The organism is Vibrio sp. 10N.261.45.E2 (assembly GCF_002875705.1).
In the GTDB taxonomy this organism is placed as follows: domain Bacteria; phylum Pseudomonadota; class Gammaproteobacteria; order Enterobacterales; family Vibrionaceae; genus Vibrio.
The window spans coordinates 22,009-47,064 of record NZ_MCZZ01000048.1; the positions used below are offsets into that span (position 1 = coordinate 22,009).

23 protein-coding genes, 3 pseudogenes and 1 riboswitch are annotated in these 25,056 nt (G+C 43.9%); of the genes and pseudogenes, 10 read left to right on the top strand and 16 right to left on the bottom strand.

Annotated elements, in window-relative coordinates; all coding sequences use genetic code 11:
* Positions 1 to 93: 93 nt before the first annotated feature.
* The 4 genes and pseudogenes from BCT34_RS02720 to BCT34_RS02735 all read right to left on the bottom strand — a co-directional run bounded on the left by BCT34_RS02720 (position 94) and on the right by BCT34_RS02735 (position 3,377).
* Entirely contained in the window at positions 94 to 1,098 is a 1,005-nt protein-coding gene (locus tag BCT34_RS02720) for a Solitary outer membrane autotransporter beta-barrel domain (protein WP_076655325.1), read from the bottom strand.
* Between the two features lie 428 nt (positions 1,099 to 1,526).
* Positions 1,527 to 1,712, bottom strand: a pseudogene (locus BCT34_RS02725) (carbohydrate porin); the annotation flags it as partial.
* A gap of 70 nt (positions 1,713 to 1,782) precedes the next feature.
* Positions 1,783 to 2,763: pseudogene (locus BCT34_RS02730) on the bottom strand (helix-turn-helix transcriptional regulator).
* A gap of 185 nt (positions 2,764 to 2,948) precedes the next feature.
* Positions 2,949 to 3,377: a PACE efflux transporter gene (locus tag BCT34_RS02735; protein ID WP_076655328.1), complete on the bottom strand. Its 429-nt coding sequence runs from the start codon at positions 3,375 to 3,377 to the stop codon at positions 2,949 to 2,951.
* A 136-nt stretch (positions 3,378 to 3,513) separates the two neighbouring features.
* Between BCT34_RS02735 and BCT34_RS02740 the strand changes: the two genes are divergently transcribed.
* From BCT34_RS02740 to BCT34_RS02745, 3 genes are all read left to right on the top strand, one after another.
* A complete protein-coding gene (locus BCT34_RS02740; protein ID WP_076655331.1) occupies positions 3,514 to 4,416 on the top strand; it encodes a LysR family transcriptional regulator in 903 nt (300 codons plus the stop codon).
* Entirely contained in the window at positions 4,401 to 4,577 is a 177-nt protein-coding gene (locus BCT34_RS24545; RefSeq protein WP_157934842.1) for a hypothetical protein, read from the top strand. The genes BCT34_RS02740 and BCT34_RS24545 overlap by 16 nt, the downstream gene beginning before the upstream one ends.
* A 281-nt stretch (positions 4,578 to 4,858) precedes the next feature.
* Positions 4,859 to 5,203: a thiamine-phosphate diphosphorylase gene (locus BCT34_RS02745; protein ID WP_076655334.1), complete on the top strand. Its 345-nt coding sequence runs from the start codon at positions 4,859 to 4,861 to the stop codon at positions 5,201 to 5,203.
* Positions 5,204 to 5,332: 129 nt separating this feature from the next.
* Here the strand turns inward: BCT34_RS02745 and thiE are convergent, their stop codons facing one another.
* Entirely contained in the window at positions 5,333 to 5,950 is a 618-nt protein-coding gene (gene thiE / locus BCT34_RS02750; RefSeq protein ID WP_076655337.1) for a thiamine phosphate synthase, read from the bottom strand.
* A gap of 261 nt (positions 5,951 to 6,211) precedes the next feature.
* On the opposite strand from thiE, the gene BCT34_RS02755 reads away from it, so the two are divergent.
* Positions 6,212 to 8,155, top strand: coding sequence for a methyl-accepting chemotaxis protein (locus BCT34_RS02755; RefSeq protein WP_076655339.1), 1,944 nt, complete (start codon positions 6,212 to 6,214; stop codon positions 8,153 to 8,155).
* Positions 8,156 to 8,292: 137 nt separating this feature from the next.
* Here the strand turns inward: BCT34_RS02755 and thiM are convergent, their stop codons facing one another.
* The 10 genes from thiM to BCT34_RS02805 all read right to left on the bottom strand — a co-directional run bounded on the left by thiM (position 8,293) and on the right by BCT34_RS02805 (position 17,040).
* Positions 8,293 to 9,078: a hydroxyethylthiazole kinase gene (thiM, locus tag BCT34_RS02760; RefSeq protein WP_076655342.1), complete on the bottom strand. Its 786-nt coding sequence runs from the start codon at positions 9,076 to 9,078 to the stop codon at positions 8,293 to 8,295.
* Between the two features lie 28 nt (positions 9,079 to 9,106).
* A complete protein-coding gene (gene tenA, locus BCT34_RS02765) occupies positions 9,107 to 9,787 on the bottom strand; it encodes a thiaminase II (protein ID WP_076655344.1) in 681 nt (226 codons plus the stop codon).
* An 8-nt stretch (positions 9,788 to 9,795) separates the two neighbouring features.
* The gene (locus BCT34_RS02770; RefSeq protein WP_076655347.1) at positions 9,796 to 10,752 is read right to left on the bottom strand and encodes an ABC transporter substrate-binding protein; all 957 of its coding nucleotides are present in this window, start codon (positions 10,750 to 10,752) and stop codon (positions 9,796 to 9,798) included.
* Positions 10,753 to 10,871: 119 nt separating this feature from the next.
* Positions 10,872 to 11,687 carry an ABC transporter permease gene (locus tag BCT34_RS02775; RefSeq protein ID WP_076655349.1) on the bottom strand — a complete coding sequence of 272 codons (816 nt, stop codon included), beginning with the start codon at positions 11,685 to 11,687 and terminating at the stop codon, positions 10,872 to 10,874.
* Positions 11,680 to 12,438, bottom strand: coding sequence for an ABC transporter ATP-binding protein (locus tag BCT34_RS02780; RefSeq protein ID WP_076655352.1), 759 nt, complete (start codon positions 12,436 to 12,438; stop codon positions 11,680 to 11,682). Before BCT34_RS02780 ends, BCT34_RS02775 begins: the two co-directional genes overlap by 8 nt.
* Positions 12,428 to 13,321 carry a bifunctional hydroxymethylpyrimidine kinase/phosphomethylpyrimidine kinase gene (thiD, locus tag BCT34_RS02785; protein ID WP_076655355.1) on the bottom strand — a complete coding sequence of 298 codons (894 nt, stop codon included), beginning with the start codon at positions 13,319 to 13,321 and terminating at the stop codon, positions 12,428 to 12,430. Before thiD ends, BCT34_RS02780 begins: the two co-directional genes overlap by 11 nt.
* Before the next feature lie 97 nt (positions 13,322 to 13,418).
* A riboswitch (TPP riboswitch) is annotated at positions 13,419 to 13,530 on the bottom strand.
* Positions 13,531 to 13,628: 98 nt separating this feature from the next.
* Positions 13,629 to 14,546, bottom strand: coding sequence for an EamA family transporter (locus BCT34_RS02790; protein WP_076655357.1), 918 nt, complete (start codon positions 14,544 to 14,546; stop codon positions 13,629 to 13,631).
* An 85-nt stretch (positions 14,547 to 14,631) separates the two neighbouring features.
* Positions 14,632 to 15,360: an AraC family transcriptional regulator gene (locus BCT34_RS02795; protein WP_076655360.1), complete on the bottom strand. Its 729-nt coding sequence runs from the start codon at positions 15,358 to 15,360 to the stop codon at positions 14,632 to 14,634.
* Between the two features lie 244 nt (positions 15,361 to 15,604).
* Positions 15,605 to 15,856, bottom strand: a complete 252-nt coding sequence (locus BCT34_RS02800; RefSeq protein WP_076655362.1) for a DUF2999 family protein — start codon at positions 15,854 to 15,856, stop codon at positions 15,605 to 15,607.
* Between the two features lie 86 nt (positions 15,857 to 15,942).
* Positions 15,943 to 17,040: a YdcF family protein gene (locus BCT34_RS02805; protein ID WP_076655365.1), complete on the bottom strand. Its 1,098-nt coding sequence runs from the start codon at positions 17,038 to 17,040 to the stop codon at positions 15,943 to 15,945.
* A 475-nt stretch (positions 17,041 to 17,515) separates the two neighbouring features.
* Here BCT34_RS02805 and BCT34_RS02810 point away from each other — a divergent pair, with 475 nt between their 5' ends.
* Entirely contained in the window at positions 17,516 to 18,190 is a 675-nt protein-coding gene (locus tag BCT34_RS02810) for a glutathione S-transferase family protein (protein WP_076655367.1), read from the top strand.
* Between the two features lie 639 nt (positions 18,191 to 18,829).
* Here BCT34_RS02810 and BCT34_RS02815 read toward each other — a convergent pair.
* Positions 18,830 to 19,048 (bottom strand): annotated as a pseudogene (locus tag BCT34_RS02815) (integrase); the annotation flags it as partial.
* Positions 19,049 to 19,624: 576 nt separating this feature from the next.
* On the opposite strand from BCT34_RS02815, the gene BCT34_RS02820 reads away from it, so the two are divergent.
* From BCT34_RS02820 to BCT34_RS02840, 5 genes are all read left to right on the top strand, one after another.
* Positions 19,625 to 20,317 carry a YafY family protein gene (locus tag BCT34_RS02820; protein ID WP_076655370.1) on the top strand — a complete coding sequence of 231 codons (693 nt, stop codon included), beginning with the start codon at positions 19,625 to 19,627 and terminating at the stop codon, positions 20,315 to 20,317.
* 282 nt (positions 20,318 to 20,599) lie between these two features.
* Positions 20,600 to 21,106 carry a dihydrofolate reductase gene (locus BCT34_RS02825; RefSeq protein ID WP_076655372.1) on the top strand — a complete coding sequence of 169 codons (507 nt, stop codon included), beginning with the start codon at positions 20,600 to 20,602 and terminating at the stop codon, positions 21,104 to 21,106.
* A 696-nt stretch (positions 21,107 to 21,802) separates the two neighbouring features.
* Positions 21,803 to 22,732, top strand: coding sequence for a LysR family transcriptional regulator (locus BCT34_RS02830; RefSeq protein ID WP_076655375.1), 930 nt, complete (start codon positions 21,803 to 21,805; stop codon positions 22,730 to 22,732).
* Positions 22,733 to 23,238: 506 nt separating this feature from the next.
* A complete protein-coding gene (locus tag BCT34_RS02835) occupies positions 23,239 to 24,330 on the top strand; it encodes a calcium:proton antiporter (RefSeq protein ID WP_076655411.1) in 1,092 nt (363 codons plus the stop codon).
* Between the two features lie 67 nt (positions 24,331 to 24,397).
* Entirely contained in the window at positions 24,398 to 25,048 is a 651-nt protein-coding gene (locus BCT34_RS02840; protein ID WP_076655378.1) for a DedA family protein, read from the top strand.
* Positions 25,049 to 25,056 lie beyond the last annotated feature (8 nt).

Consider the following 25,056-nt stretch of genomic DNA (forward strand, 5'->3'; position numbering starts at 1 on the left):
GATGGGCGAATCACTATGATGGCTAAGTTTTAAGTGAAATGTTTACCATTTTGCGACACATACAAATTCAACTTATATAACTACTCTGGAGGTCTAGTTATTAAGCAAGAAGAGCAAACTGCCACCACTGAGAGAGCTGCCATAGTTGAAGTTAATCCCAATACCAAAGTTATCAAAGAAGTAAGAATCATAAGGGGCATCGAACACTAACCCAGCGCCGAATTCATAGTAATAGTGCGTGTCTAAGGGGTCCGTCAAATCGCCCGCAACATCAATTCGTCTAAAGTTATAGTGAACCTGAGGATTCTTTAACGACCAAGCATCAAGCGAAACATTTTGCCTAAACTCCAGCTCATTAATGAATCGCATCCCTTCAGGGTTTCCGATATCACCATCGTTCGCTTCACCCCAGCCAGCCCCATAGAAATAACGTGCTCTAGAAGAGACATTCCAACTGCCCCACTCTTGTTTCTTTAAATACTTGAGTTTGACTGAAGGCTCGCCAATCAATGCCCACGCAGAAGTATTTAACGCGTAACCGTCCAACTGAGATTGAAATGCTTGAGAGTAGCTGTTGTTGTATTCGTACTTATTGCGGTAATAGAACAAGTGAGTGCCCAAGCCATAAGCGATAGACCAACGCTGGGTTAAATGATTTTGAACTCCGAAGAAACCATACAGGCCTAATACTGAGTCTTTATTCGGGTTCACACGACGATCAGAAGTAACGTCTGATGAGATTTCAACATCTTGTTCAGAGAGCGCATAAGACCCTCGTACAGACCAAATTAGATCAAAATCAGGGTTGTCGGTTTTCATCACCGAAGAATAAGGGATAGAGCCCACACTCACTTTGCTTCGAGTATCGATGGTTTTATCAGAACCAAAACCATTGTCGTTCAAGTTGATAAATGAATTAGGGTCAAAATCAACAAAGCCAATTGAAACGGCATCACTGTCTGTCAGCGCAATAGAAGCCGCGAAGATTTTCTCTAAACGATGTTGAATCGCTTCATTGGAGGCATAGGCCGAGGATGAGATTAGGCCAGTTAAGATCAGAGTAATAGAAGAGAAATACAGCTGTTGGTGGAAAAGCATTAAGTTGACTCCATTCAAACTTATGCTTCAAGTGTAATTGGTAACTTAACTATTTCAATCAGAGAGTTAACGGTGTGGTTGATACTGCTCTCAGTTCCAACTGCAGGAGCGTGGCCAAATCGATGGATCCCCAAAGTTCTTCTACGTCTTGGATTCTAAAATGAATAATCATAAGCACCTCTGTCTAAATTGGAGTCTTATCTTGGATCATTCTGAAACCGGATACTTACCATAATACGCCACACCCAGATTAATGAATGTTTACGAATCTGTTGGGTGAAGTGGTCGTTCATAAGAACTAATTAACGCAGGATGACAAGTGGGAAAACAAAAACCTAACTGCTCGATTAACTTTGTCGGACTGAAAACAAAAAGTAAGCCACCATAGGCTCACTTTTTGGGTCTAAACAAGATAATGAGTAGCAGAATTAGATAAAGACTCTCGCTCTAATACCGAATACCCAAGCGCTGCTTTCATTTGAGAACGCAGGATCCTTTATGTACTGGATATCAGGCGTGACTTGAAAGTGCTCTCCAAACTGCATGTTATAGTAGATTTCAGCTGTCCATTGGTCTGTATTACCACTTATCGCTTTCGCATCAGCTTCAAAGGAATGTAGTTTTTCTCTGGTTCTCTTATCGTCTACTCTCTTAAAAATAGGTTGGAACTGATGCTATCCAACTTTAGCAGTGTTCTTTCCGGTACTGTCTTGGCGTCATGTTCATTTGTCGCTTAAAGGCTCGCGTAAAGTGAGAGGAGTCGGAATAGCCCATCTTTGCGCCAACTTGAGTAATCGATAAATCTGGTTGCTTGAGCAATTCCAAAACCTGCTCCAAAACCAACTCTTCGATCAACGTTTTGTACACCACCCCTTCATTTTCCAGACGACGCTGAATCGTTCTGACATGGATATTTAAAATTTCAGAGGCCAAGCTAATTGGAAGTTTCCCCATCGTGAGATAAGGCTTGATCACGAGCTTAAAGGCACTAAGAAATGAGCTAGGCAACATAGGAGATGGTTCAAGTGTTTGGGCGACCTTTGGTAGAACAATCGGCGCAAGCATGATCTCTTCTGGAATCTCAAAAGCCGTGACCGGTCTGTGTGTGTAAAACTGAGCACTGCCCATTTGTGGTAAAGGCTGAAAACAATCAAGGTCTTCGCTCTGAATACCGACTTCCGATGGCTTCCAACGGCCCTGTGTTAATACAGAAATCAGCTCGTTGATAAAGATAACCGAGAACAATTCAGCAAACTTAAACCAAGGTGCGTTAGTAAATGGCTTCTCGCGAACAAACCACCACTTGCCTCCGGATTGCTTGGTATAGATATTGGTACCATTGGATATGAGCTTCAACTGCTCTCCAAATTGGTCGAGCGCACTTTTTAGCGAATCTTGCTGACTCAATTTGGCCACGAATCAAGGCACATAGGTTTGCTTGCAAAAGCTCCACATAAATAGCGAGAACTCTTCTCTCGATGTTGATTCACCCATAATCTTGACCACATTTTTAACCGTAGTCTCAGGAAGATAGTCGTAGTGATCATTACTCGTGAGAATGTCATTGGGGATTTTTGCACTGCGTATTAGGGTGTAGATGTCACCATCGATATGTTTAAACATTTCGGCAAACAGCTCGACTTCTTTCTTATCTACAACCGTCATTTGAGGGATATTGGGCATCCTTTCCTCTACACTTATTCCATTGGATAATTCTGGTTTTTCACCTTGATAAATATAGCAGAATAAACGGTTCAACACATGGGCTTACTGAGCGTAACGTACTAATTAAAATAACGAATAAACAATTAGTTAATGGCCATGCTTAATGTTAAACCCCTGCTGAAATTTTACTGAACTGCCAGCTCAGATCTGCGTACCCAGAATGCTCGAACGTGGTCGTAAATCATATTGAATACAAACGCGTAAATGGTAATAAAAATGGTCACACCGATGTCCATCAAAAATGCCTGCCATATGCCCACCTGAAGCAAGTAAGCCATCACAGGGATCGTCGCTATCAGTAAACCAGCTTCAAACAGCACAACATGAAAAACGCGTAATTTCAGCGAGCGTTTTGACTTTTCACCCGTGAAGTAGCGATCAAAAATACGGTTAAAACAGTAATTCCAAACCATTGCGATGGTAGCCACAACTATCATGGTTCCTGATAAGGTATTCACATCATGATCGGTAAATATCACTAAGCCTATGATTGAAAGCGTTACCGCCAAAACTTCAAATAACACAGAGTGAAACACTCTTTCTAACGTACTCATACATTCCTCTAATAATCTAATACGTGTTGGATGAGCGAGGATTATGTCATCGGAAATAATAAGAGAAAGTTAACAGCCATCACGATTAGTGATAGCCTGAGCGTGAATACCCATTTTGTATTGAATGAGAAATAACATGTACAGTTTTGAGCAACTAAAAGTCTTCGTCACGGTGTGTGAGAGTGGCTCTTTCTCTGCCGCAGCACGCAAGCTGAAACGTGCTCAGTCCGGGGTCAGTCAGTCGATCGCCAACCTAGAGATCGCCATCGACCAAGAGCTGTTTAGCCGAGAAAAAAACATCCCCGTTTTAACCAACACAGGTAAAGCCTTATTACCCGTTGCTAAGTCCATTCTTGACCAGCAAAAGTACTTCGATCAAAAAGTTGAATCACTGACCCAAGAAGATGAGCATGAGCTGATCATTGCTATTGATGAAAGCATCATAGATAAGAACTTCATTAAGATAATCAGTTCATTAGCTGATCAATTCCCCATCACACACTTTGATATCATTACGACCTCAACCTTCGATGTGGAAGACCTAGTAAGACGTGGAAAAGCGCACCTAGGCATCATCTACGCAGACGGCGAACTTAAGGTCGACATGGACTCCTTCTTACTCGGTCAGGCACGTTTCCTAACGGTAAGCTCAGCCACTCATGAACTGAGTAAAATGCCCGTAGTACAAGATTCCGATCTCAAGCGTTATCGCCAATGTGTGCATCGCAGCTCAAAGCAGCGCGAACTGTGGTTCACCTACGGCATTAGTTCAATGCTTTGGTATGCGAACAACCACAAAACCATTGTTGATCTCGTCGAACAGAATGTAGGTTGGGCAAATGTGCCCGAAATGATGGTGATGGAAGGTATTCAAAAAGGCGATCTTGTCGCGCTACCGGTCTCGCACGAGCATGGTGGCTGGATTACCCCTGTGGGGTGTTTAGTGTCTCGCAGCCATATCAACGGCCCAGTTCTCACCAGCCTTATCGAGAAGCTTAAGGAACATTCACTGCAATACAATCAATGGCAAGCCAACTAACCAGCCCGATTCTTCAAAGCTCCTTTATTTTTGAAAGCTCCTCAATTTTTGAAAAAGCCGTCAATTCAGAGATTCAATATCGACGTGGAACTGATGACCGTTACCTCATTTCTGCTTATCTTGCCGATAAATATCTTTATCGTCTGGATAAAACACCCTAGTTGATGTCCCAAAGTGACATAACTACTATGCGATCCCAACGGGTTTGTCTTTTCAAACGAATAAGATAGACCCAAGTTGCTCTTTAACACCACTGACCAAACTTCAATTCTCCTAGATAAGCGCCCTGCCTCGCAGTTGCTTATACCGGCTTCAAATAGATCACTTTTTGAATATTAATTCGCACCCAGTTTATGAGCGCTCTTCGAGTGCTTTTTTATATCTAAATGAACCTTTTGGAAAATTTGTCGTGAACGTTTTAAGAAATATTTGCCCTGAGAAAATGGGTAAAGAGCGTAACAAACGAGAGTATGATTTACGCGTACTTAATTGTGTCAGTGAAAGCGAATATGAATCGCGTATGGCGGTTTGGAACAGCCTAGCGTTAGCTGCTACTCCATCTGCTTCGGAAACAAAAGGCTTCATCGATGAGTCTTTCAACAAGCTTCAACAAGACCTGAAAGAAGCGAGCCGTGAGTTGTCGATTAACTACACGGACTTCATTGCAATGGCGCATGAAGAGATCAACTACATTAAAGTGTTTGTTGCTGATAAAACTGCACAATACGGTTGGTACGCTGCGATCGCTCTTATGATCATCGGCACGGTCGCTCTGTGCATTCAGTAAACCAAACGGTATGTTAAGTAGAGCAACTTAAATGCCCAGTAAATAAGTACATCTAGCACAACTCTATGCTTGTGCTTTAGCTAGAAAACAAATGATTAGTTTCATTTGTTTTCTAGTATCTACTCCCCTTCACTCTCCCATTAGAGATAGCAAATCCTGCGTCGCTTGTTTTGGGCTTTCTGCGTGACATATCGTTGAAACCAAGGCTAATCCATGAATGCCGGTCTTAACCAACTGCGGAATGTTCGACTCGTTAATTCCACCAATGCCAACAATCGGCAACCTTGTGGTATCTAATGCCATTTGAATCCCTTCATAACCCCAATGTTTCTTTAGATTCGTCTTGGTCGGTGTAGCAAAAAGTGCACTAAGGCCAATGTAATCAATCGGCAAACTATCCGCTTCTTGAAGCTGTCGTTCAGTTTCAATCGATAACCCAAGAATCTTGTCCGGGCCAATCAATTGACGCGCTAACTCCGCTGGCATATCTGATTGCCCCAGATGCAAACCATCGGCGTCGACAGCCAATGCTACGTCGACTCGGTCATTGATGATCAGCGGTACACCCGAACCAGCCAAAATCGACTTTACGGCTTGTGCTCGTTCAATGAAGGCTCTTACGTCTCCGTGTTTCTCTCTCACTTGAACCATAGTAACGCCACCAGCGAGCGCTTGTTCAACCACGAACTTGAGCGTTTCTAAATCTTGTTGGTCATCCGTTACTAAGTAGAGCTTATAAGGGTTCATATCGTACCTTTGGAGTCGATGTCTAAAATTGGCGTTGCACCATTTTACCGACAAATCGAATGATGTGTATGGATGTTAATACTAAATTAGCTCAATTTCACACATGCCATCAAATACGCAACTCGTTGAAAGCATATCGAAAAACCTGAATTTTTTAACAAAAGCGTTACTTATTACACAAACTATTCGCTTTAGCATGCCCAGAATGCTGTTTTATGAAATACTCCCCTATGAAGGAATCAGGTAAATATAGGGATAGTTATGCGCCACCTTTCTATAGCGCTCAAGATCAAGCTGGGTTATGCCATCTGCTTGCTCTTTTTCGTCATTTCAGGCTTTGTGAGTTACAAAGGTATCCAAACCTTGTCGAACGGCTTTAGCCAGTACAGTGAACTCAGCCACAAAGCAACACTCTCTGGCAACATTCAAGTGCACTTTCTTCAGATGCGTTTAGCTTCTGAACGTTACTTAGAGTCATTGGATGAACAGTACGAAACGAATTATCAATCGAGCAAAGTGGCGATTGATGAACTGCTCAACAACTTAATCCAATCCACCACCAAAACCGATAGCCTAGCTAGCCTACAGTTAGTGCAAGACAGCGTTGCGGCCTTTGATGTGGCTTATGGATCCATGAAACAGAGCCAACTCCTCATTGACCAGCTCGTTAACGTTGAGATGGTTAAACGAGAAACCAACGCACTGAAAGCAGCTCAGAGCTTGTTGTATGAGTCATACAATAACAATGATCCAAACGCGAGCTTGTACGCGGGCATGTTGATGGAGAATTTCCTCGCCGCCAAGATAACTGTGCTGAGTTACTCAAACAACAACGACCTCAAAACCTATGAAGCGGGTAAAGACATATTTGAATATGCTCTGCCAGGTATCGAGGGTGATATTGAATCTCTTAAATCATCACCTTATCAAAGTGAACTGATTGAAGACTTCTCGAACCAACGTGAAGCGTATGCGAAAGGCTTTGAGCAAGTTCATCAACAGATGATTGAGAACACGCAAAGAACCGCTACCCTCGCCTCTATTGGTGACAGCTTAGCGATTGCAGTCGCGGATGCTCAAAGCATTCTTGAACAACAGAAACAAGCGCTTACGCCAGTGCTGCAAGCCAGTGAAAAGCGCTCGATTCAAATCATCATATTGCTGACGGGTGTGGCTTTAGTTATTGGCATGACGAGCGCCGTGCTGGTGACTCGCTCTATCACCAAAGGCATCGCGCAGGTTAAACAGATCACCAACGAGCTTTCTCAAGGTAACTTGAATGTGGAAGTGAACATTGAGAGCAAAAATGAGATTGGCGAACTGCTGACTAATATGGAGATCACCATTGAGTCTCTGCGTGATATTGTTGGTCAAGTGAACCGCTCTAGTGTGCGCATTGGTGAGATGTCGGAGTCACTCAATCAAGTGACCAATAACAGCTCGACCAACGCAACACAATTGAACAGTGAAATGATCAATATCTCTTCTGCCGTTGATCAATTAGCTTCCAGCACATCAGAAATTGCGGCAAGTGCTAACCACGCCTCTCAAGTTGCCAACCAAGCAACCGAGAATGTGGCGATGGGACTCAAAGAAGTAGACAAAACACTGCATGAGATTGGCAGCGCCGATGAAAGCATGCAGGTCAGCAGCCAGAAAGTGACCGACCTACACAAAGAGTCGATGAACATTGGTGCCATTCTTGAAGTAATTAAAGGCGTATCAGAACAGACTAATCTATTGGCGTTGAATGCGGCTATTGAAGCAGCGCGTGCAGGTGAGCAAGGTCGAGGATTTGCTGTCGTAGCCGATGAGGTAAGAACACTCGCGAAGCGCACCCAAGACTCTGCAAGCCAGATTGATGAACTTATCACATCACTGCAGCGCGGTGCTAAAGATGCCTTAGAGTCGATTAAAGAGAGCCACAGCACTGTTTCAGATGCTTCAACTCAGGCACAGCAAGCTTCTCAGAACTTACACGTGATTAACCAACACATTCAAGATTTGAATCAGGCTAATAGCCAAATCGCGGTATCGGTTGATGAGCAGGATCGTCTAACCAAGTCGCTGGGTGAAAATGCGCAAGGTGCCAATACCATCGCGCAAAGCAATCAAGAATCTGTCAGCAGCATTTCAGGTGCAGCGAGCGACTTAACAGAAGTTGCTCACCATCTAGAAAGCCAAGTGAATCGATTTAGAACCTAACGAAGCCAATTGCTCATATAACGAGATAGCTAACACGACGACGAGTTAATACGGTTTTGAAGCAATAATAGAAAAGCCCTCAACACATATGTGCTGAGGGCTTTTTAATAAGCTACGAATACAGATCTAGATTGAATCTACTGAACCTTCAAACGTTGAATCAGAGTCTCTTCGTCTAACTGGTACAACTCATCCAACAAGTTCATTTGCAAGCTACCTGGGCCGCGTGAGTTCTCAGCTGCGATTTCACCAACCACACCTAATACCGCCGCAGCAGCCAAACCACTTTCATCACCAACAGCAGCGAAAGCGCCCGTTAATGCAGTAAGAGTACAACCCATGCCCGTCACATAAGGCATCATTGGATGACCGTTATTTAACGTCACCACGCTGTCTTTAGTGACAACGTAATCTGTCTCACCAGAAATCACCACATTCGCACCGTATTCAGCCACTAAGCATTGCGCTGCGCCTAATGCTGCATCACTGCTATCTAGCGCATCAACGCCTTTACTCTGCGCTTGTTCACCCGCTAGTGCGATAATCTCAGACGCGTTACCACGAATGATTAACTTATCTGCTAAACGTGCAATTTCACGTGAAGTTTCGGTACGCAGCGTACTTGCGCCACAACCCACAGGATCAAGAACCACCACCTTGTTGTTCGCATTCGCTTGTTCAACCGCAAAGCGCATTCTTGGCGTCCACACACTATCTAGCGTGCCGATATTGATCACCAAAGCGCCGGAGAATGACATCATCTCTGCCAGCTCTTGTTGTGAATGCGCCATAATAGGCGAAGCGCCAATCGCCAATAACGCATTAGCAGTATTGTTCATCACTACGTAGTTGGTGATGTTCACAACCAATGGTTTTTGCTCTCGTAATGCGCGCAGCGATTGGATGATTTGTTCAGTCAGCATGGATTAATCCTTATTCGTAAAAGTCGCTTTAAGCCGTTGTTGAGTCATTCAGTGCATTCAGGCCTTGCTGCCAGAAAGCCACTTCCATACGTGTTGCGGTTTTGAAGATATGAACGATGTTCTGACCACGCTCGCTGTTGATATCAATTTCAGCAAGCAGCTGATCGAAATACTCAGCGCCCGTTGCCACACCCGACTGAAACTCTTCTCCACCGTAAAGCTGCAGCCAACTTGCGTATGGGTTGCCTTCCAAAACAGTGTCACTGCTTTCTAGAAGCGCTTTACCAATCACAGCGTAACCAATTGAACATGGAGCCAGTGCCGCATAAAGATCGACAAGATCACCCGTCATACCTGCATCTAGAACGTAGCGCGTGTAAGCGACTGTACCGAAATCTTCAGGTTCGTTTTCTAAATCCGATTCAGTCAAACCCCATTGACCACAGTAAATCACGTGGTGAGAAATTTCAGAATCTAACAGAGCATGGACACTTGGCAGAGCACGGCGCATATCAGCCAAGGTTTTCGCCTTGTAAATTGCCAACGCATAAGCGCGGGCATACTGCTTCAAAAACAAAAAATCTTGCTTTAGGTAATGCAGAAAACATGGCTGAGCGAGTGTGCCGTTCGCCAGCGTTTTAACAAAATCATGCTCGGTGTAGTCTTGCCAATCTTGCTGACAGGCTTGGATTAAGTCTTGGTATTTCATGAGATTCCTTAGTCAAAAGTCGGTACGTAATCAGCGGCTTTTGGTAGTGATTTGATAATGCCTTTGTCGAACATGAACTGCGCGTAATCGTCGTAACGCTTCATATCTACAGCAGAAGGGCGAAGTGCAAAACGAGTCAGTGTGTCGTTCCATGCGCGTTGGTTAAGCTCGTTATTCAACGTATCTGGTGAATACGCCACAAACTCACTCCATGACTCTTGTGGGTGGTTCACAATGTAAGTCGTTGCTTGTTCCAATGCTTTGTTGAATGCTTTGATTGCTTCGTCGTCGTGCTGCTTTGCGTTCGCCACAAAGATCAGCTCGTCGTAAGCGGGCACACCGTGCTCTTCTGGGAAGAATGCTTTCGCTTTAAAGCCTTCAAGTGCTAACTGGTTGGTTTCGAAGTTACGTAAGCCACCCCAGATTGCGTCTACCTTGCCTGATGCCAATGAAGATGAAAGTGCCCAACCGACATTGATGGTTTGCACGTCTGTAAACGCAACATTTTCTTGAGCTAGCATGGTGCCGATGGTTGCTTCTTCGTTACCCGCAATCGCAATACCGATCTTTTTGCCTTTCAGATCCGCTAGTGAATCGTTCTTGCCATTATCTAAAACCATCAACGTATTCAATGGTGTTGCGATAAGAGTAGATGCACGAACGAGAGGCAAACCTGCCGCTACATCCATGGTTAAACTTGGTTGGTAAGTTACCGCTAAATCGACCTTACCGGCAGCAACCAATTTTGCTGGCGTGCTTGGGTCGGCTGGCTCTTGGATTTCAACCTCTAAGCCTTGGTCAGCAAAGTAGCCACGCTCTTGGGCAATCACAATTGGGCCGTGGTTCGGGTTCACAAACCAATCCAACATCAATGTCAGTTTCTTTTGTTCAGAATCCGCAAATGCATGGCCTGAAACTAGCGAAGCAAGCAGTGCCACTGCACCTACCAATTTGGTATTTTTCATAGTTAACCTTTCCTTTTGAATATTATTATTGTGTGTATCGAGCTAATTTTTAACGAAGTTTGGTTTAGATAAATAGCGTGAGCGAAGCTTTATTAAACAAAGTGTTATAGAGCGAACCATCACTGGTTCTCCCAAGGGATAGCTTTTTTGAGTAATTTGTCTGTGATGAAGTAGAGCGAGATAGACAGCACCGCCAAGATGAATAAGGCAGCAAACATCTCATCAATGATCATGCGCGCGTTGGCCTGCAGCATTAGGTAACCCAGCCCTTCACTCGAACCCACCCACTCGCCAACAACCGCGCCAATTGGAGCAATAACCACAGCGACACGAATGCCGGACGCCAGTGTTGGCAATGCAGCAGGCAGTTGGATATAACGCAACAATTGCCATTTCGATGCACCCATCGTCTTAGCGAGATCAAGATACCCTGTCGGTGTATTACGTAGGCCGTCATAACAACAAGTGGTTACAGGGAAGAAGATAATGATCGCCGCCATGACGACCTTTGACGCGATGCCATAACCCAGCCACAGCATCAACACTGGCGCAATCGCAAACACAGGGATTGCTTGGCTAGCAATTAAGATAGGCAACAACCAACGTTTCAGTGGTTCGAACATCAGCATCTGTAGGGCAAAAAATAGCCCCATCGACAAACCGAGTAGCAAGCCAAGTAATATCTCTTGTGCAGTCACCCAAGTGTGTTTGAGTAACACGTCGTAACGTTCAATCAGCTTTAAAAAGACTTCTGCGGGAGCGGGAAGAATAAAGCTCGGCATCTCGAAGATAAACACCACCAGCTGCCATAAACCGAGAATCACGGCGCTGCTGATAAGCAAACGCATCGCGGGATTCATCTGACGAGGAGGTGTAGTGGCAGTCTGTACGTTAGCTGAACGATCCACAGCTTCGCTTCGTGTTAGGTCATTCATAATCACGCTCCAACTGATCTAAAATCACTTGTTGTAACTCAGCGCACTCACCATCTAGCACTCTTGGCGTTGACGTGTGAGGCACAGATAAAGAGTGAGCACTCGCAGGCGTGCCTTGCAACACATACAAGTTATCCGCCAAACGCACCGCTTCTTGTGGATCATGAGTGATCAACACTACGGTTTTATCCCTCAACAGTTCACACGCTAAGCTTTGCAGTTTGTGTCTTGTTACCGCATCCAGCGCAGAGAAAGGCTCATCCATCAGCACCACTGGCTTGTCTTGCATTAAAGTGCGAGCCAAAGCAACACGCTGACGCATGCCACCAGACAATTGCTCCGGCATCGCATTCGCATAATCAGCCAAACCAACCGAAGCTAACAACTCGAGTGCTTGATTGATTTGCAGAGCTTTGTCAGAAGCCTGGTTTTGAAAGCGATGGCTCAGACATACGTTGTCGATTACCGATAACCACGGCAGTAACAAATCCTGCTGCGCCATGTAAGCGATGCGATCCGTTAAAGGCAATTCATCGGACGTTGCCAATGTGCCCTGCCACTCCACCTTATCGTCCAACAAGCCTGCCAAATAACGTAATACGGTGGTTTTTCCGCAACCGCTTCGACCCAGCAATACCGTCCACTTACCTGCGTTTAAGCTAAGCGACAACCCAGACAAGGTCGCGTGCTCGCTGTCGTTGTAACGTAAGGAGGCATTGCTGAGTTGAACACCAACCGTATTAACGGACATTACCGTGCCCAGCGAAGAAGTGATTTACTGGGCCATGACCTTGGCCGACTTGCAGTTCATCAGCATGAGCAATCGCCTGAGAAATGTATTGTTTGCCAAGGTCGACAGCCTCTGGAAGCGTGTTGCCTTGAGCTAAGAAAGAAGCGATAGCCGATGAAAGCGTACAGCCCGTGCCATGGGTGTTTTTGGTAGGAAAACGCTTGGCGCTAATCAAATCAGATGTGGTTGGCAGAATCAGTAAGTCGTTACTGTTCTCATCCTTCTCTAAGTGACCGCCTTTCAAGAGAACGGCTTTAGCACCTAGTGCGCGTAAGTCTTCAATCATGCCCTGCATTTCGGCTTCGCTTTCAGGTACCGCTTTGCCTGTAAGTGCAGCGCCTTCTGGCAAGTTAGGAGTAATGATGTCTGCCAGCGGAATCAACTCTTGTTTTAGCGTCGTAATTGCCGAGTTTTCTAACAGCAGATCACCACTTGTCGCGACCATCACAGGGTCAATCACTAAGTGTTTAGGTTGGTATTGTTTGATTTTATCAGCAACGACTTTGATGATTTGCGAATCGGCCAACATGCCGACTTTCACTGCCACGATATTGAGATCAGTAAAAACCGCATCTAACTGGCTAGCGACATGGGCGAGTGGAATAGGAAAAATGGCGGAAACGCCTTGAGTGTTCTGGGAAGTGATAGCGGTAATGACCGAACAAGCGAAACTACCGGTCGCAGACATGGCTTTAATATCCGCTTGGATACCTGCACCGCCGCCACTATCAGAACCTGCAATGGTTAAAACAATCGGAGTGTTCGTTCGAAGCGAACCATCAGCAGAGTGCTGTGAAACTGAGGCTTTTGGCGTTAAATCTTTTGAAATAGAACTGTGTGTCATTGTCGCTCCTACTATCTTACAAGACGCAGGAGAACGAACACTGATCGAAGGAGAAGTCGCATTAGGCTCATGAAGGGGCTTCATGGGTGCAGACGTAGATCGAGTGCTTATAGTTCCCTACGCCAGTGTTAACTGAATCAGGTTCAACGGGTCTCGATTAACGATCTCAGCAAACACCAAATAAGGTATGTGCCCCCCGACTATTGATAGCGATAGTAACAGCACTCTCACAACTGAGATACTGATTTTATTCAATTATAAGAATTACACATGAAAAAATTTCAACTAAGCTCAATAAAACAAATACTTATAACGTTCCTTTAGATGGCTTCGACTGTATAAACAAGCATAGCACAATCAGAGACATACCTAACCAGCCTGTAAAAGGAATCAGCTCACCGACAACACAGACGGCAAGCACCGCTGCAACTACCGGTTCAAACAAGGTTAGCAGATTGGCACTGCTCGCAGTCACGTGGCGTAAACCAAAACTGAACGCGATATAACCCAAGCATTGTGGAATCAACGTAAGATAACTGATGACTAATACGTTAGCTTGTGAGGAAAACAGGTTATTACCAGTAAACCAGAGCGTTGGCAGCAACAGCATCGCACCAAGGCCAAAAATACTGCCCATCGCTGCTTGTGACTTAATCCCTTTATCTATCAATGCTTTTGTCGCCCAAGAATAAATGGCGTAACACAACCCAGCGACCAGACCTAAGCCAATACCTAACAGCTTGAGATCATCACCGGATTCATTCGCCGATGAAGACTCTGAAAACACCAACAACCCAATACCCACCACACCAATCGCAAAGCTAGTAAGCCAACGTCGGTTGATATTATTCTTTTTGCTAATAAGACACTCTAACAGTACAGAAAAGAAAGGTGCGGTAGCAATCGAAACCACGGTACCAATCGCCACACCTGATAATTTCATTGAGGAATAGAAAGCTAAAGGATAGACCGCCAAAGCCAAAGCGCTCACTGCCAACAGCTTCTTGTTCTGCAAAATTTTGTCGCAAGCGAATAGGATTTTTCGATACGCCAAGCCCGCTTGCATTAGGCCACCGACCCCCATAGAGAAAGCACCAATCGCTAAGGGACTTAGATCAGGCGCAAAACTTGCGGCGGTGCCTGTTGTGCCCCATAAAATAGAAGCAAACAAGATGGCTAAAGTGCCCGTTTGGAATTCGTTAACGCGATTGATGGCAAGATTCATTTCTATTACCCAATTTTCAGTTCTGAAATAGATAATAGTGAAGATTGATAAGGTTTAGTTTGCCGAAAGGACGCTCTTGTTGTTTCTAAAGACTCTCTTTCATTGAGCCTAAAAACGCCCTTGGAGACATCCCAAAGTGCTGAGAGAAGCGACGACTGAAAGCAGAAACATCACTATACCCCACATTTTCAGCGATCAATTGAACCGGTAAATCGGTGTGGGTTAACAAGGCTTGGGCTTTCTCCATGCGATATCGAGTGATGTATTTAAGCGCACTGATACCCAGGCACTCCTTGAAGCGTTTTTTGAATTGAGTGGGACTCAAACAGGCCGTTTCTGCAAGCTGTGGAATGGATAACGGCTGCGTGTAATTATCCGCGATCAGCCTTTGTACGGCGCGGATTCTTGGGTCGATGCTTTTACTCACTTGTTGTTGCTCTAACAGCAGTGAAAACACATCCAAGATTGATAATTCAATGCCACTATCAACCTGATATTCCAACTGCTTTTCAACAAACAACAAGAAACTCATTAAAGGTGGCGTTATCGGGAAAACCGAAAGTTCATGCTCCAACAAGTGTTGAGGCAGATCCACCATATCCGCGACAATAAACCGCGCTGCTTCGTCCGCCTTAAACGCATGCGCTCTGGTTATCGGAATCACCACACATTCGCCCACGGCTACTTTGCCTGCATACCCCACCATCTCGATATTGATACTGCCTTGGATCGGCAGTACCAATTGATGATGGTCATCATGAGCATGGGTATTAAATTGCTTGGTGTAAGATCGAATGCTTAAGCTAGATTTCATGAGCAATTCCGGAATTAATCGGTTTAGAACGAGTTAAAACAAGAAAGTACATGATTTGAGCAAATGAGTCACATCGGGCTGGTATTAGTTTGTGCCCTAACCCATTCTAATGGCGATCAAAAAAGCCGCTTAAGTATCAATTACAATGCTCAAACGGCTTTTCATAAGAGTCTAATTAGCGTTGCTAAGAACCGTTAACCGAATCGGCTATCGCTCATTAACTCAATCGCTAGGTCACACTCGATTATTTTTGAAGTTGCTCTTTAGCCGCTTCAACCTTAGAGAAATCTAGGCCAAGCTCTTCAACGGCTTCTTTGATTAGTGCAGGTTTTTGCATTACCTGACCCATCAGCATTTGAAGCTTGTCTTGAGGTAAACCAAGTTGGCTGATCGTCGCCATTGCTGCAAGAGGGTTCTCTGTCAGCGTTTTAAATAGCTCACTGATCTGCTCGTCGCTAATATTATTCTCTTTCAACATTGCTAAAATCGGGTTCATTTTTTTGCCTTTGAAACACTAAATTAAATAGGAGCACAGCATACCATCTAGCTGTGCTCGATTGTACTAACAAGTGAAGCTTTGGCTTAACGAGATTCCAGTGGGTAAGAGCGGTAGCTCCACATACCATACGTTCTCAGTGCATCACGGTAGATGCCTAGTAGCTCACCACTGCTCGCTTTCTTAAGTTCTTCTAGCGGCTTATCTGGGTAGGAAACGGTGTCAAAGGTGATACCCTGAGGACCAGTTTGCCAGCTCGCAATTTCAAACAGAGTTTGGCCGCGACGCACGTGGCTCGCCGAACTAATAATGGTCGCGTGTTTAATATCATGACGGGCAAGCGCGTAGCTACTGAACAAGGCATTACCTACCGTGCTGGTCGCGTAGTTCTCTTCGATAATGCGATCTTTGCTTACCCCTTTCTCGATAAGCCAGTCCGCCATCAACTTACCTTCAGTCTTATGGTTCTTCGGCACACCACCTGTAAGCACGATCATCGCATCTGGGTTCGCTTTAGCCATCGCCAATGTTGTCTCAAGACGTTCAATCAAGATCTGATGCATTGAACCGTCTGGATTAAGCGCGTAACCCAGTGTGACGATAGCGCCGTGATCATCAAGCAAGCCTTTATCCGCAGACTCTTTCAACGGTGTTTCTAACACGCGATCGACCGTTGCAAAAATACGTTTGATGTCTTCTGCTTTACCTTTATTCAGGCTCTCCAGTTTCTCCATGTGCTTATTGGATTCACTTTCATTGCCTTCAAATCGCTGCCAAACCGCTAGATACGCATGCAAGTCGACATCGTCTGGCGCAACCGTCAGCGCTTGCTCAAACAGTTCAATAGCGCGCTCTGCATTCTTGTTGTAGATCTGAGCGTTCGCTGCCGAGATAAGCAAGTCAGTACGGTAAGGTTCTAGCTGGTAAGCTTCTAACAGTCGGTTAGTCACAATTTCCATGTTGCTTGGCATTTTAGCCGTGAAGCCCGCGTGAGAAATTCTTGCCGGAGACTTAAACGCCTGCAACGCATCAAGAAGTAATTGGTCGACAACTTGTCGCTTAGTCACCAACTGCGCGTAATCCGCAGAAGCCTGTACTGCGCCATCGTTAGCTGCAAAAGAAAATGGAGTTGCGCCAAAAGCCAGCATGCCACCAAGAGCGAGGGCGATAATGTTCTTTTTCATGGAAAGATCCTGTGTCGTTAATTGTTCACATCAGATTTGCTCACCAATGTAAGCCCCCAAGATTAAAAAACCGTGAACCAAACCTTACTCTCCAAGGTTAATATTCATTTGTTGCATAAGATGTGGCTGCAGATCACGATTTTATGCGCCATAGTAGGCTCAATAGCTTCGAGCTATAGGAAGTTTCTTGATTTGATTTGGAATGTTTAACTTCAAATCCCTACGTAACTATCCCATCTAAATCCATAAGCTTCTAAGTTCAGCATCAAATCTAAACGTGTATTTTATGTTCAATATTTCAGCAACTTAGAACATAAACAGCGTTACATGCCCACACGGATTCACTTTCAGATAACCAAATTCCTGAGCAAACGAGTTTGATATCAATTCGATCAATTCCCAGAAATTCAAAACCAATTATTGAACGATCGTTCAAGTGGTGTTTTAATAAAGGACCAATACAAGGAGTTACCCCATGCTTAAGTTCTATTTTCACCAAACACCCAACCCAATGAAGATCGCTCTGTTTCTAGAAGAGACAGGCCTAGATTTTGAACTCGTTCCTGTTGATACCTTAAAGGGCGAGCAACACACACCGGAATATCGTTTGATTAACCCGAATGGTAAAACACCAGCCATTGAAGACGATGGACAGCGCGTGTTCGATTCTAACGCTATCCTTCTGTACCTATCAGAGAAGACTGGCGAGCTTGGGGGACAACCAGAAGACAGAGCTGAACTGCTCTCTTGGATGATGTTTATCGCGAGCGGCCTTGGCCCTTATTCAGGTCAATCGGTACACTTCCGTCATGCTGCTCCAGCAGGGTTAGATTACGCTGTGAACCGTTACCTACGTGAAGCGCAACGTCACTACGAAGTGTTAGAGAAGCATATGGAAGGTCGTGAGTTTTTCGTCGGAAATGAGTACACCATTGTCGATGTCGCTGCATGGGGTTGGATTGATAAAGCACCTTTCGTGCTTGGTGAAGAAGGCCTAGAACCTTACCCGAATTTGAAGCGCTGGTTTAACGCAATCAACACTCGCCCTGCTGCACTGCGCGCTCGCGAGATTGGTAACGGCATTGAATTTAAAACCGAACGTGATGAAGAAGCGAAACGAGCACTGTTTCCTTCGAATTACGCGAAGTAGAAAGATTGAAGGTTAACGCTCTACTGAGTGATAGCTAAAACTCAAACATAAAGAGCCGCTAAAAGCGGCTCTTTATGTTGAATAATCACAAGTTGATAGTCTTTTTGGGATTGATACCAAGGTTCAACATTCGTTATTACCCACTTCTATCAAACACATTTCTGGACAAAAGTTTGTCAGTGACTTCCCTAAATTAGCAATTCATGGATAACTAAAGGTATGGTAAAGCTAGTTGTGGAGAGCTAGTACGATGAGTAAAATCGTACTAGCAAAATGATTGGTTCCTGTTTAGGTGCGTATTATTCTTATTATGTAAAATCCGTCAATTTGCGCTCAGAAACAGCCCTTATAGCAAGTCAAACGCTCTTAGCGAAGGTTTTAGACGGTTAATCAAGGCTATAGATTCTATGCCGCCTTAAAAGTTTGTAACGATTTCAGTGCGATTTACAGAGCAAAAACCAGCGAGTTCATTTGAGTCAAAAACTGCACTCTGACACCCATTTTTGTACTTTATGAGTTTTGGGTGTCGGATTATATATATTTGGTCAAAATTAACCCAACTGAGTGCGTAGGCTTTTTGATGAAACCAACAATGGGGCACAAACTTTTCAGCACATAGAAAAGCCTGAATTGCCATCTCTAGCAGTCGGTTTGTTCTGAAAGCCTCAGAGCGTCTTCCAACTCAACGCCAATGTAACGAACAGTGTTATCTAACTTAGAATGACCCAACAAGAGTTGCACTGCCCTAATGTTCTTTGTCCGAGCGTATATTAATTTGGCTTTAGTGCGACGCATGGAATGCGTTCCATAATAATCTGCATTCAACCCCAGTTTGCTCGCCCAACTTCCGATTCGCCAGATTTATTCAAGCTTGAATGGCCTTTTTTATGCCGCTACATGCCCTTGATGATTGCTTCCTCATGTTGACCTCCTTCGAATGTTATTGGCCAACTAGGATATTAGGAAAGCTAGCGGGACACTCTAGCTAGGAAAGTCATGGACAAAATGAGTTAACACTAACTCTATAAAATAGCTCACCGACTTTGAGGCAACTTTCCTTGAAGAATATCGATAGAATTTTTGCAAAACAAACCGCCCCATCAAAACCGCACAAAATCAACACCTTAAGTGCAACTAACGTTTAAAAATAGAATATTTGTCCACACTACTGACAGAAACTGACACTCCTGTAAGATACTATTATTTCAACGTCAACGACATGGTCAGAGAGAAGACGCCTCTTGAGTAGAGCTATAAACATTCATTAAAAATAACTGACAGTAGTTGTAAAAAAATATCCGCGTTCGACTGAACAATTGATTTGCACGAACGACTGGCGAGCAAAGTCACTTATCGGTTTTGAATCGTTAGCTATTAATCACCAAGTAATTAAAATAAATGGAATTCCCTAAGTTCGGGTGGATAGAAATTGATATGAGTAAATCAGAACGACTTTTTGACCTGCTGACAGTGCTACGCTCAAAGCGCTATGCCGTTACCGCAACTGAGCTTGCGAAAGTAATGAATGTGAGTGAACGGACTATCTACCGCGATATTCAGTCCCTGCAAAATTCCGGTGTTCCCATTCAGGGAGAAACCGGAGTAGGTTATATGCTACAAGCTGGTTCGCACCTGCCTCCTTTGATGCTGACAGAGCAAGAGATGGTAGCGTTTGAACTGGGTATGCGCATGGTTCGAGCTTGGTCAGACGAAGAACTTGCAAAAGCCGCTCAAAGTGCGTCAACCAAAATACAGTCAGTGCTGCCGGACAGAGTAAAGAAGCAAATCGAGTCCTTCCCGATGGCTGTTGCTGACAATCATATTCCGTCTGATATCGCCAAGCGGGGGCAGTTACTAAGGCATGCAATTGATAAGCAACATAAAGTTTCAGTTCATTACATAACTGAAGATGGCCTTGTGACTGAGCGCGTACTGCAGCCATTAGGGCAGATATTCTGGGGAAACAACTGGACATTAGTGGCATGGTGCGAACAAAGTGATGATTATCGCCACTTTCATCTCGATCGAATCGAACAATTGTCGGTTCTTGAAGAAGCATTCAGCCTGACAGAGTCTAAATCTTTGCCGCATTGTCTTTCACTGTGCGTCAATAGCCATTTAGTTTAAACGTATTTACCCCTGTGTACTTACAGCGTACGCCATTGTGATGGGCATTGCACTTAGAGCAGTCATGTGGTGATGCAGGCAGGTACTTAAGGCAGATGAGAGTCCAGTATCGCCAGTTATTTCATAGTATCAGGGCTTGAAGAATTTTACTTAAAGAGAATATCTCAATCTGAATATTGAGTGCCTTCTTAAAATACACAGTGTTCTTAATTTCATAATGCAATAGCAGACGCACTTTGCGTTTATAAAACATTTTACAAACAACAAATATAGGAGCGTTTCATGATCCGACTAGTATTTATGACCGATGACAGCAATATGATTGGCTGCAAAGATCCTCAGGATATGCAAAACAGGGTAGCAAAATGGCCACAAGGTAAAGACTTTGAAGCTGAACTAGGCCGATTTTTCTACGGTGAACATATTGCTAGTGGAGGTGTTACCTACCCTGCATTTTATGCCAATGCTGTAGAAGGTATGAACATCAATGTTTTATCTCTGGATGAAGATTTTGATCTCATGGGAAACAACAATGCGAAGGTTGTGACTGATTTTAAACAACTGGTCGAGAAATTCAGTGGCAGTGACGAAACGCTGCTTGTTACAGGCGGAAAAACCACATGGGAATTATTCCTGCCATATGCTGATGAAATGGTTGTTGTCTACACAGACAACGTATTGACTCCCGGCGATATTCTGTTTGACTCATGGAGAAATATCGCTAAAACAGAAGTAGATCGTGTATTCTGGGAAGGCGGATCCACCATTACTTATAAAGTTGATAAATAATTCATCTGCTTTTATTTATCAACAAGTTTATGGAGGTTAATGGATTAAACTATGTCTGATTCATTAGCCTGTTGATGGGTATTATGAAGCCAGAAATTCCAATCGCTGACTTTAAAAAAACAGAAAGTCATTAAGGCTCAGCATTGTAATGGTTAGTATTACATTTGGCCCCCCATTACTAATGTTATAGTAAGGATGCGAACTAATTCTGGGGTTGCTTTTTGCCTCTTGATGATCACGTCACTGACATGAGAGAAAGTAAGTCAAATAACGCTTAGATGAAGTTAACCGTCAGCAAGCTGAAACAAGGAAAGGGGCAGAAATGTGTTGGTAAGTCCCAAACAAAAAGAGCCGCTAAAAAGCGGCTCTTGATTTTCAAACTATTTGTTGAAACAACCATAAAGTGATAATCACTAATCATTTAAAATCAGACACTTAACCGATAAACAACCATATCTTGATTTCAGCCAAAACAACCATAAGTTGATATATTCGTGAATCAACAAAGTTAGCCAAGAACTGACGGTAAGAAAGTTACTTTCAGTATTCTAACGCAAACACCTCGTCACTCCTCATTCGCGGAGCTTCATCCTTTGTCTAAACGCCATCAGCGCTAGCAAGGTTTTCGACAAAAAGAGTTTGCATCATCCTCGTTCAACACTAAAATGGAATTCTCTCAATAGTTAAGGACTGACGATGAAAGAACTTCGCGATTTAGATTTAAACCTACTGAAACTATTGCAAGTGGTTGTAGAAACACGAAACACACATCATGCTGCAAACAAACTAGGAATATCACAAACTAGCGTCAGTCGTGGTCTAGCTAAGCTGAGAGAAACGTTTGGCGATCAAATATTTATACGTAAGGCACATGGAGTAGAACCTTCTGAACTAGCTGAAAAACTGGCAGAAGCGGCTGATGAAATGTTCACGCCATTGATTAAAGTCGTTGAGTCTTATCAAAACTTTGACCCTCAACAATTCACCGGTGAAGTATCGATAGCAATGAACATTTTCCTGCTAGAGCAATACGGCGATGGTATTTTTAGTGAGCTGAGAAGCGTATTACCTAATGCCAACTTCAAACTGGTTTACTGGCAAGAACAAAGCTTGAGTGACATGCTTAATGGCCAAGTTGACTATATGCTCCATTTCGCCCAATTCCCATTACCACAAGAAATTTATCAACATAAGTTGAAAGAAATCAAGCTAAGCCTTATTGCACGTAAAAACCACCCTGTGCTTAGTAACGGCAGTGCTTGGGAAGATATTCACCACCTTCCTATAACTCGGATACTTGTAGATGGAATTAACTCGAAGCGTGCGCCAGTTGAAGAGTTGTACTTAGCAAAAGGCTACAAAGCCAATATTGTGTTATCCACTCATAGCCTTCGAGTTCTACTCAGCAAGTTAAAAAATTCTGATGCCTTCTCTTTCGGCAGTACATTCATGACAGAGAATGAACCAGAACTGAGTTACTATCCACTTCCTGTTATTCCCAAAGGGATGAGAACAATTCAAATAAACGGTGGATACCTGCAATCTAAACGTGGTTTCCCTCTGAACCAACTGTTACATCAAACGATGCAAAGATACTTTGATCAAGTCGTTCAACCAGACAAGTAACCTACAATATGCAAATACTTAACATTTGTATATCATTTGAAGTTCCTCGGCCATATAACAATCTAATTGTTGTGCTGACTGCATATTCATAGCCTCAAAAAATCCATTCATATAGCCTCTATAAGATAGCAAGTCAGCGGGTTGTCCAACAGTTGTCCCCATCGTATAAGTCAAGCATCCTACTACAGATATAGCGAATTCAATGTCGAACACAAGGGCTTACTCAAACACAGCCACATGAACGATGGGATTAATTTTATCTAAATGATTTTACTGAATGCATTCATAGTGACTTCAAAGATAACTTAAGACCTCCAGACTGATTCAAGAAATTGAGATTTGGGCCAGATATTAACGCATTTATGAATTTCTCTAATTCATACTATAACTCTCCGAACAGCCATAAACTACGTATGAATCACTACCTTATGGAGGACGTAGTGAACATTCGCGAACCAACAAAGTTATTAGGATATTACGACGTTGGTCTCAACAAGAAGTTCAAGATGTATAAAATCCTAAAACAAGAAAAAACACTGCTTCTCGGTATTTTGACCGTTATGTTTTTTAAGACTTTTGGCGAAAACATGCTGACCTCAAGTCCCTCAATCTTCTCTTATGTCATCACTACCGCCGTACTGTTTTATGTTGCCATGACCGCCATTTTCGCAGTGGTTCGCCACTCAGACTCCTTAGCAATTAAGTTGGGAGACCCGTTTGGAACACTCATTCTGACATTGGCGGTCATTTCATTAGAAGTGATTATGATCTCTTCTGTCATGCTAACTGGCGATCCAAACCCAGTCCTTGCCCGAGATACGATGTTCGCTGTGATCATGGCGGTATTGAATGGTTTTGTCGGTATTACCTTATTAGTTGGTGGGATGAAGTACCACACCCAGTCCTACAATTTGGACGGCATTAAAGCGTATTTGGTTGCCATTATTCCTCTTGCGATGCTTTGCTTGATCTTGCCAAACTTTACCAGCAGTAGTGACAATGGAAACATGTCATTGAGCTTGATGGGCACATTGGTTCTGGCATCAATTGCGTTATATGGCGTATTCCTATTCGTCCAAACACGCAGCCATACTCACTTCTTCATTGATGCTGACAATAAAAGTGAACACGACCACCACGGCCCTGTAAGTAGCAATCTATTTCACACTGTCATGTTAATTAGTTACTTACTCATCGTGATACTTCTGGCAAAAGGTTTAGCCATTCCAATCAACGACAGCATTAGCGTTATGGGCGCTCCGGCAGCCCTTGGTGGCCTTATCGTTGCACTTATTATTCTCGCTCCAGAAGCCGTTGGTGCCGTCAAAGCAGCCCTCACAAATCAACTACAGCGAGCCATCAATCTGTTTTTCGGCTCGGTATTAGCAACGATAGCATTGACCGTACCCGCTGTTTTATTGATCTCTGGTGTAATGGACCAGCCCTTGAGATTAGGCTTAGAACCCGCAGAAATGGTATTACTGGCTGCGACGCTTCTTATGACCAGCGTTAGCTTTAGCAGCGGCAGAACCAACTCACTCAATGGTGCGACCCACCTTGTTCTCTTCTTTGCTTATTTGATTTTAATGTTCGACTAACACCACGCACGACAGCCAGCCCCTTCAATCTGGCTGTTACGTCGTTTTATACCATTAAGGAAAGAGTATGAATGAAATATTATCCGCCATTTGGGTACAAGATTTTGACACGCTACTTGAGATCAATTCACTCCATATCTTACTGCTACTGCTTGCGGTTGTGTTATTTCTAGAGTCGAGTTTTGTGTTTTTGCCTCTCCCCGGGGACGGACTGGTCTTGTTTGTGGGGGGGCTGGTTGGATTAGGTGCTGTAGATTTTTATACCGCCCTGACTGCTCTAAGCTTATCGGCTTGTTTAGGTACGATTATCGGCTATCTACAAGGGCGCTGGTTAGAAGGTTCACGCTTTATGAACAAAATTGAAGTTGTACTGCCTGACGATTCATTACCTAGAGCAAGGAGACTTCTGCATAGATTTGGGTTCCTATCATTATTTGTGTCCCGTTTTGTCCCTTTCGTTCGTGTACTAACCCCAATGTTGATGGGCGTTGCACGCCTAAGCTTTATCCGCACTGTTATGATCAGCATGACCAGTTCCATCGTGTGGGTGTTAACACTGCTTTATGCCGGAAAGTCCATTATGCGCCACCCGTTTCTGCATCAACATCAAGAGCTCATCACTAAGTGGTTTCTCTTCACCAGCTTAATGCTGATGACAATCGCTTTTATCACCCTTTTTATCCGAATAATCCGTAAACGTAATCACATTACAGCGTAGCCCATTAT

Coding starts and splice junctions, on each gene's coding strand:
- BCT34_RS02735 (WP_076655328.1), bottom strand. CDS start 3,377: ATGAGTACGTTAGAAAGAGTGTTTCACTCTGTGTTATTTGAAGTTTTG.
- BCT34_RS02835 (WP_076655411.1), top strand. CDS start 23,239: ATGTATAAAATCCTAAAACAAGAAAAAACACTGCTTCTCGGTATTTTG.
- BCT34_RS02840 (WP_076655378.1), top strand. CDS start 24,398: ATGAATGAAATATTATCCGCCATTTGGGTACAAGATTTTGACACGCTA.
- BCT34_RS02805 (WP_076655365.1), bottom strand. CDS start 17,040: ATGAAAAAGAACATTATCGCCCTCGCTCTTGGTGGCATGCTGGCTTTT.
- thiM (WP_076655342.1), bottom strand. CDS start 9,078: ATGCTGACTGAACAAATCATCCAATCGCTGCGCGCATTACGAGAGCAA.
- BCT34_RS02830 (WP_076655375.1), top strand. CDS start 21,803: ATGAAAGAACTTCGCGATTTAGATTTAAACCTACTGAAACTATTGCAA.
- BCT34_RS02820 (WP_076655370.1), top strand. CDS start 19,625: ATGAGTAAATCAGAACGACTTTTTGACCTGCTGACAGTGCTACGCTCA.
- BCT34_RS02770 (WP_076655347.1), bottom strand. CDS start 10,752: ATGAAAAATACCAAATTGGTAGGTGCAGTGGCACTGCTTGCTTCGCTA.
- tenA (WP_076655344.1), bottom strand. CDS start 9,787: ATGAAATACCAAGACTTAATCCAAGCCTGTCAGCAAGATTGGCAAGAC.
- BCT34_RS02810 (WP_076655367.1), top strand. CDS start 17,516: ATGCTTAAGTTCTATTTTCACCAAACACCCAACCCAATGAAGATCGCT.
- BCT34_RS02775 (WP_076655349.1), bottom strand. CDS start 11,687: ATGAATGACCTAACACGAAGCGAAGCTGTGGATCGTTCAGCTAACGTA.
- BCT34_RS02790 (WP_076655357.1), bottom strand. CDS start 14,546: ATGAATCTTGCCATCAATCGCGTTAACGAATTCCAAACGGGCACTTTA.
- BCT34_RS02780 (WP_076655352.1), bottom strand. CDS start 12,438: ATGTCCGTTAATACGGTTGGTGTTCAACTCAGCAATGCCTCCTTACGT.
- BCT34_RS02800 (WP_076655362.1), bottom strand. CDS start 15,856: ATGAACCCGATTTTAGCAATGTTGAAAGAGAATAATATTAGCGACGAG.
- BCT34_RS02745 (WP_076655334.1), top strand. CDS start 4,859: ATGGGTAAAGAGCGTAACAAACGAGAGTATGATTTACGCGTACTTAAT.
- BCT34_RS02755 (WP_076655339.1), top strand. CDS start 6,212: ATGCGCCACCTTTCTATAGCGCTCAAGATCAAGCTGGGTTATGCCATC.
- BCT34_RS02825 (WP_076655372.1), top strand. CDS start 20,600: ATGATCCGACTAGTATTTATGACCGATGACAGCAATATGATTGGCTGC.
- BCT34_RS02795 (WP_076655360.1), bottom strand. CDS start 15,360: ATGAAATCTAGCTTAAGCATTCGATCTTACACCAAGCAATTTAATACC.
- thiD (WP_076655355.1), bottom strand. CDS start 13,321: ATGACACACAGTTCTATTTCAAAAGATTTAACGCCAAAAGCCTCAGTT.
- thiE (WP_076655337.1), bottom strand. CDS start 5,950: ATGAACCCTTATAAGCTCTACTTAGTAACGGATGACCAACAAGATTTA.
- BCT34_RS02720 (WP_076655325.1), bottom strand. CDS start 1,098: ATGCTTTTCCACCAACAGCTGTATTTCTCTTCTATTACTCTGATCTTA.
- BCT34_RS02740 (WP_076655331.1), top strand. CDS start 3,514: ATGTACAGTTTTGAGCAACTAAAAGTCTTCGTCACGGTGTGTGAGAGT.
- BCT34_RS24545 (WP_157934842.1), top strand. CDS start 4,401: ATGGCAAGCCAACTAACCAGCCCGATTCTTCAAAGCTCCTTTATTTTT.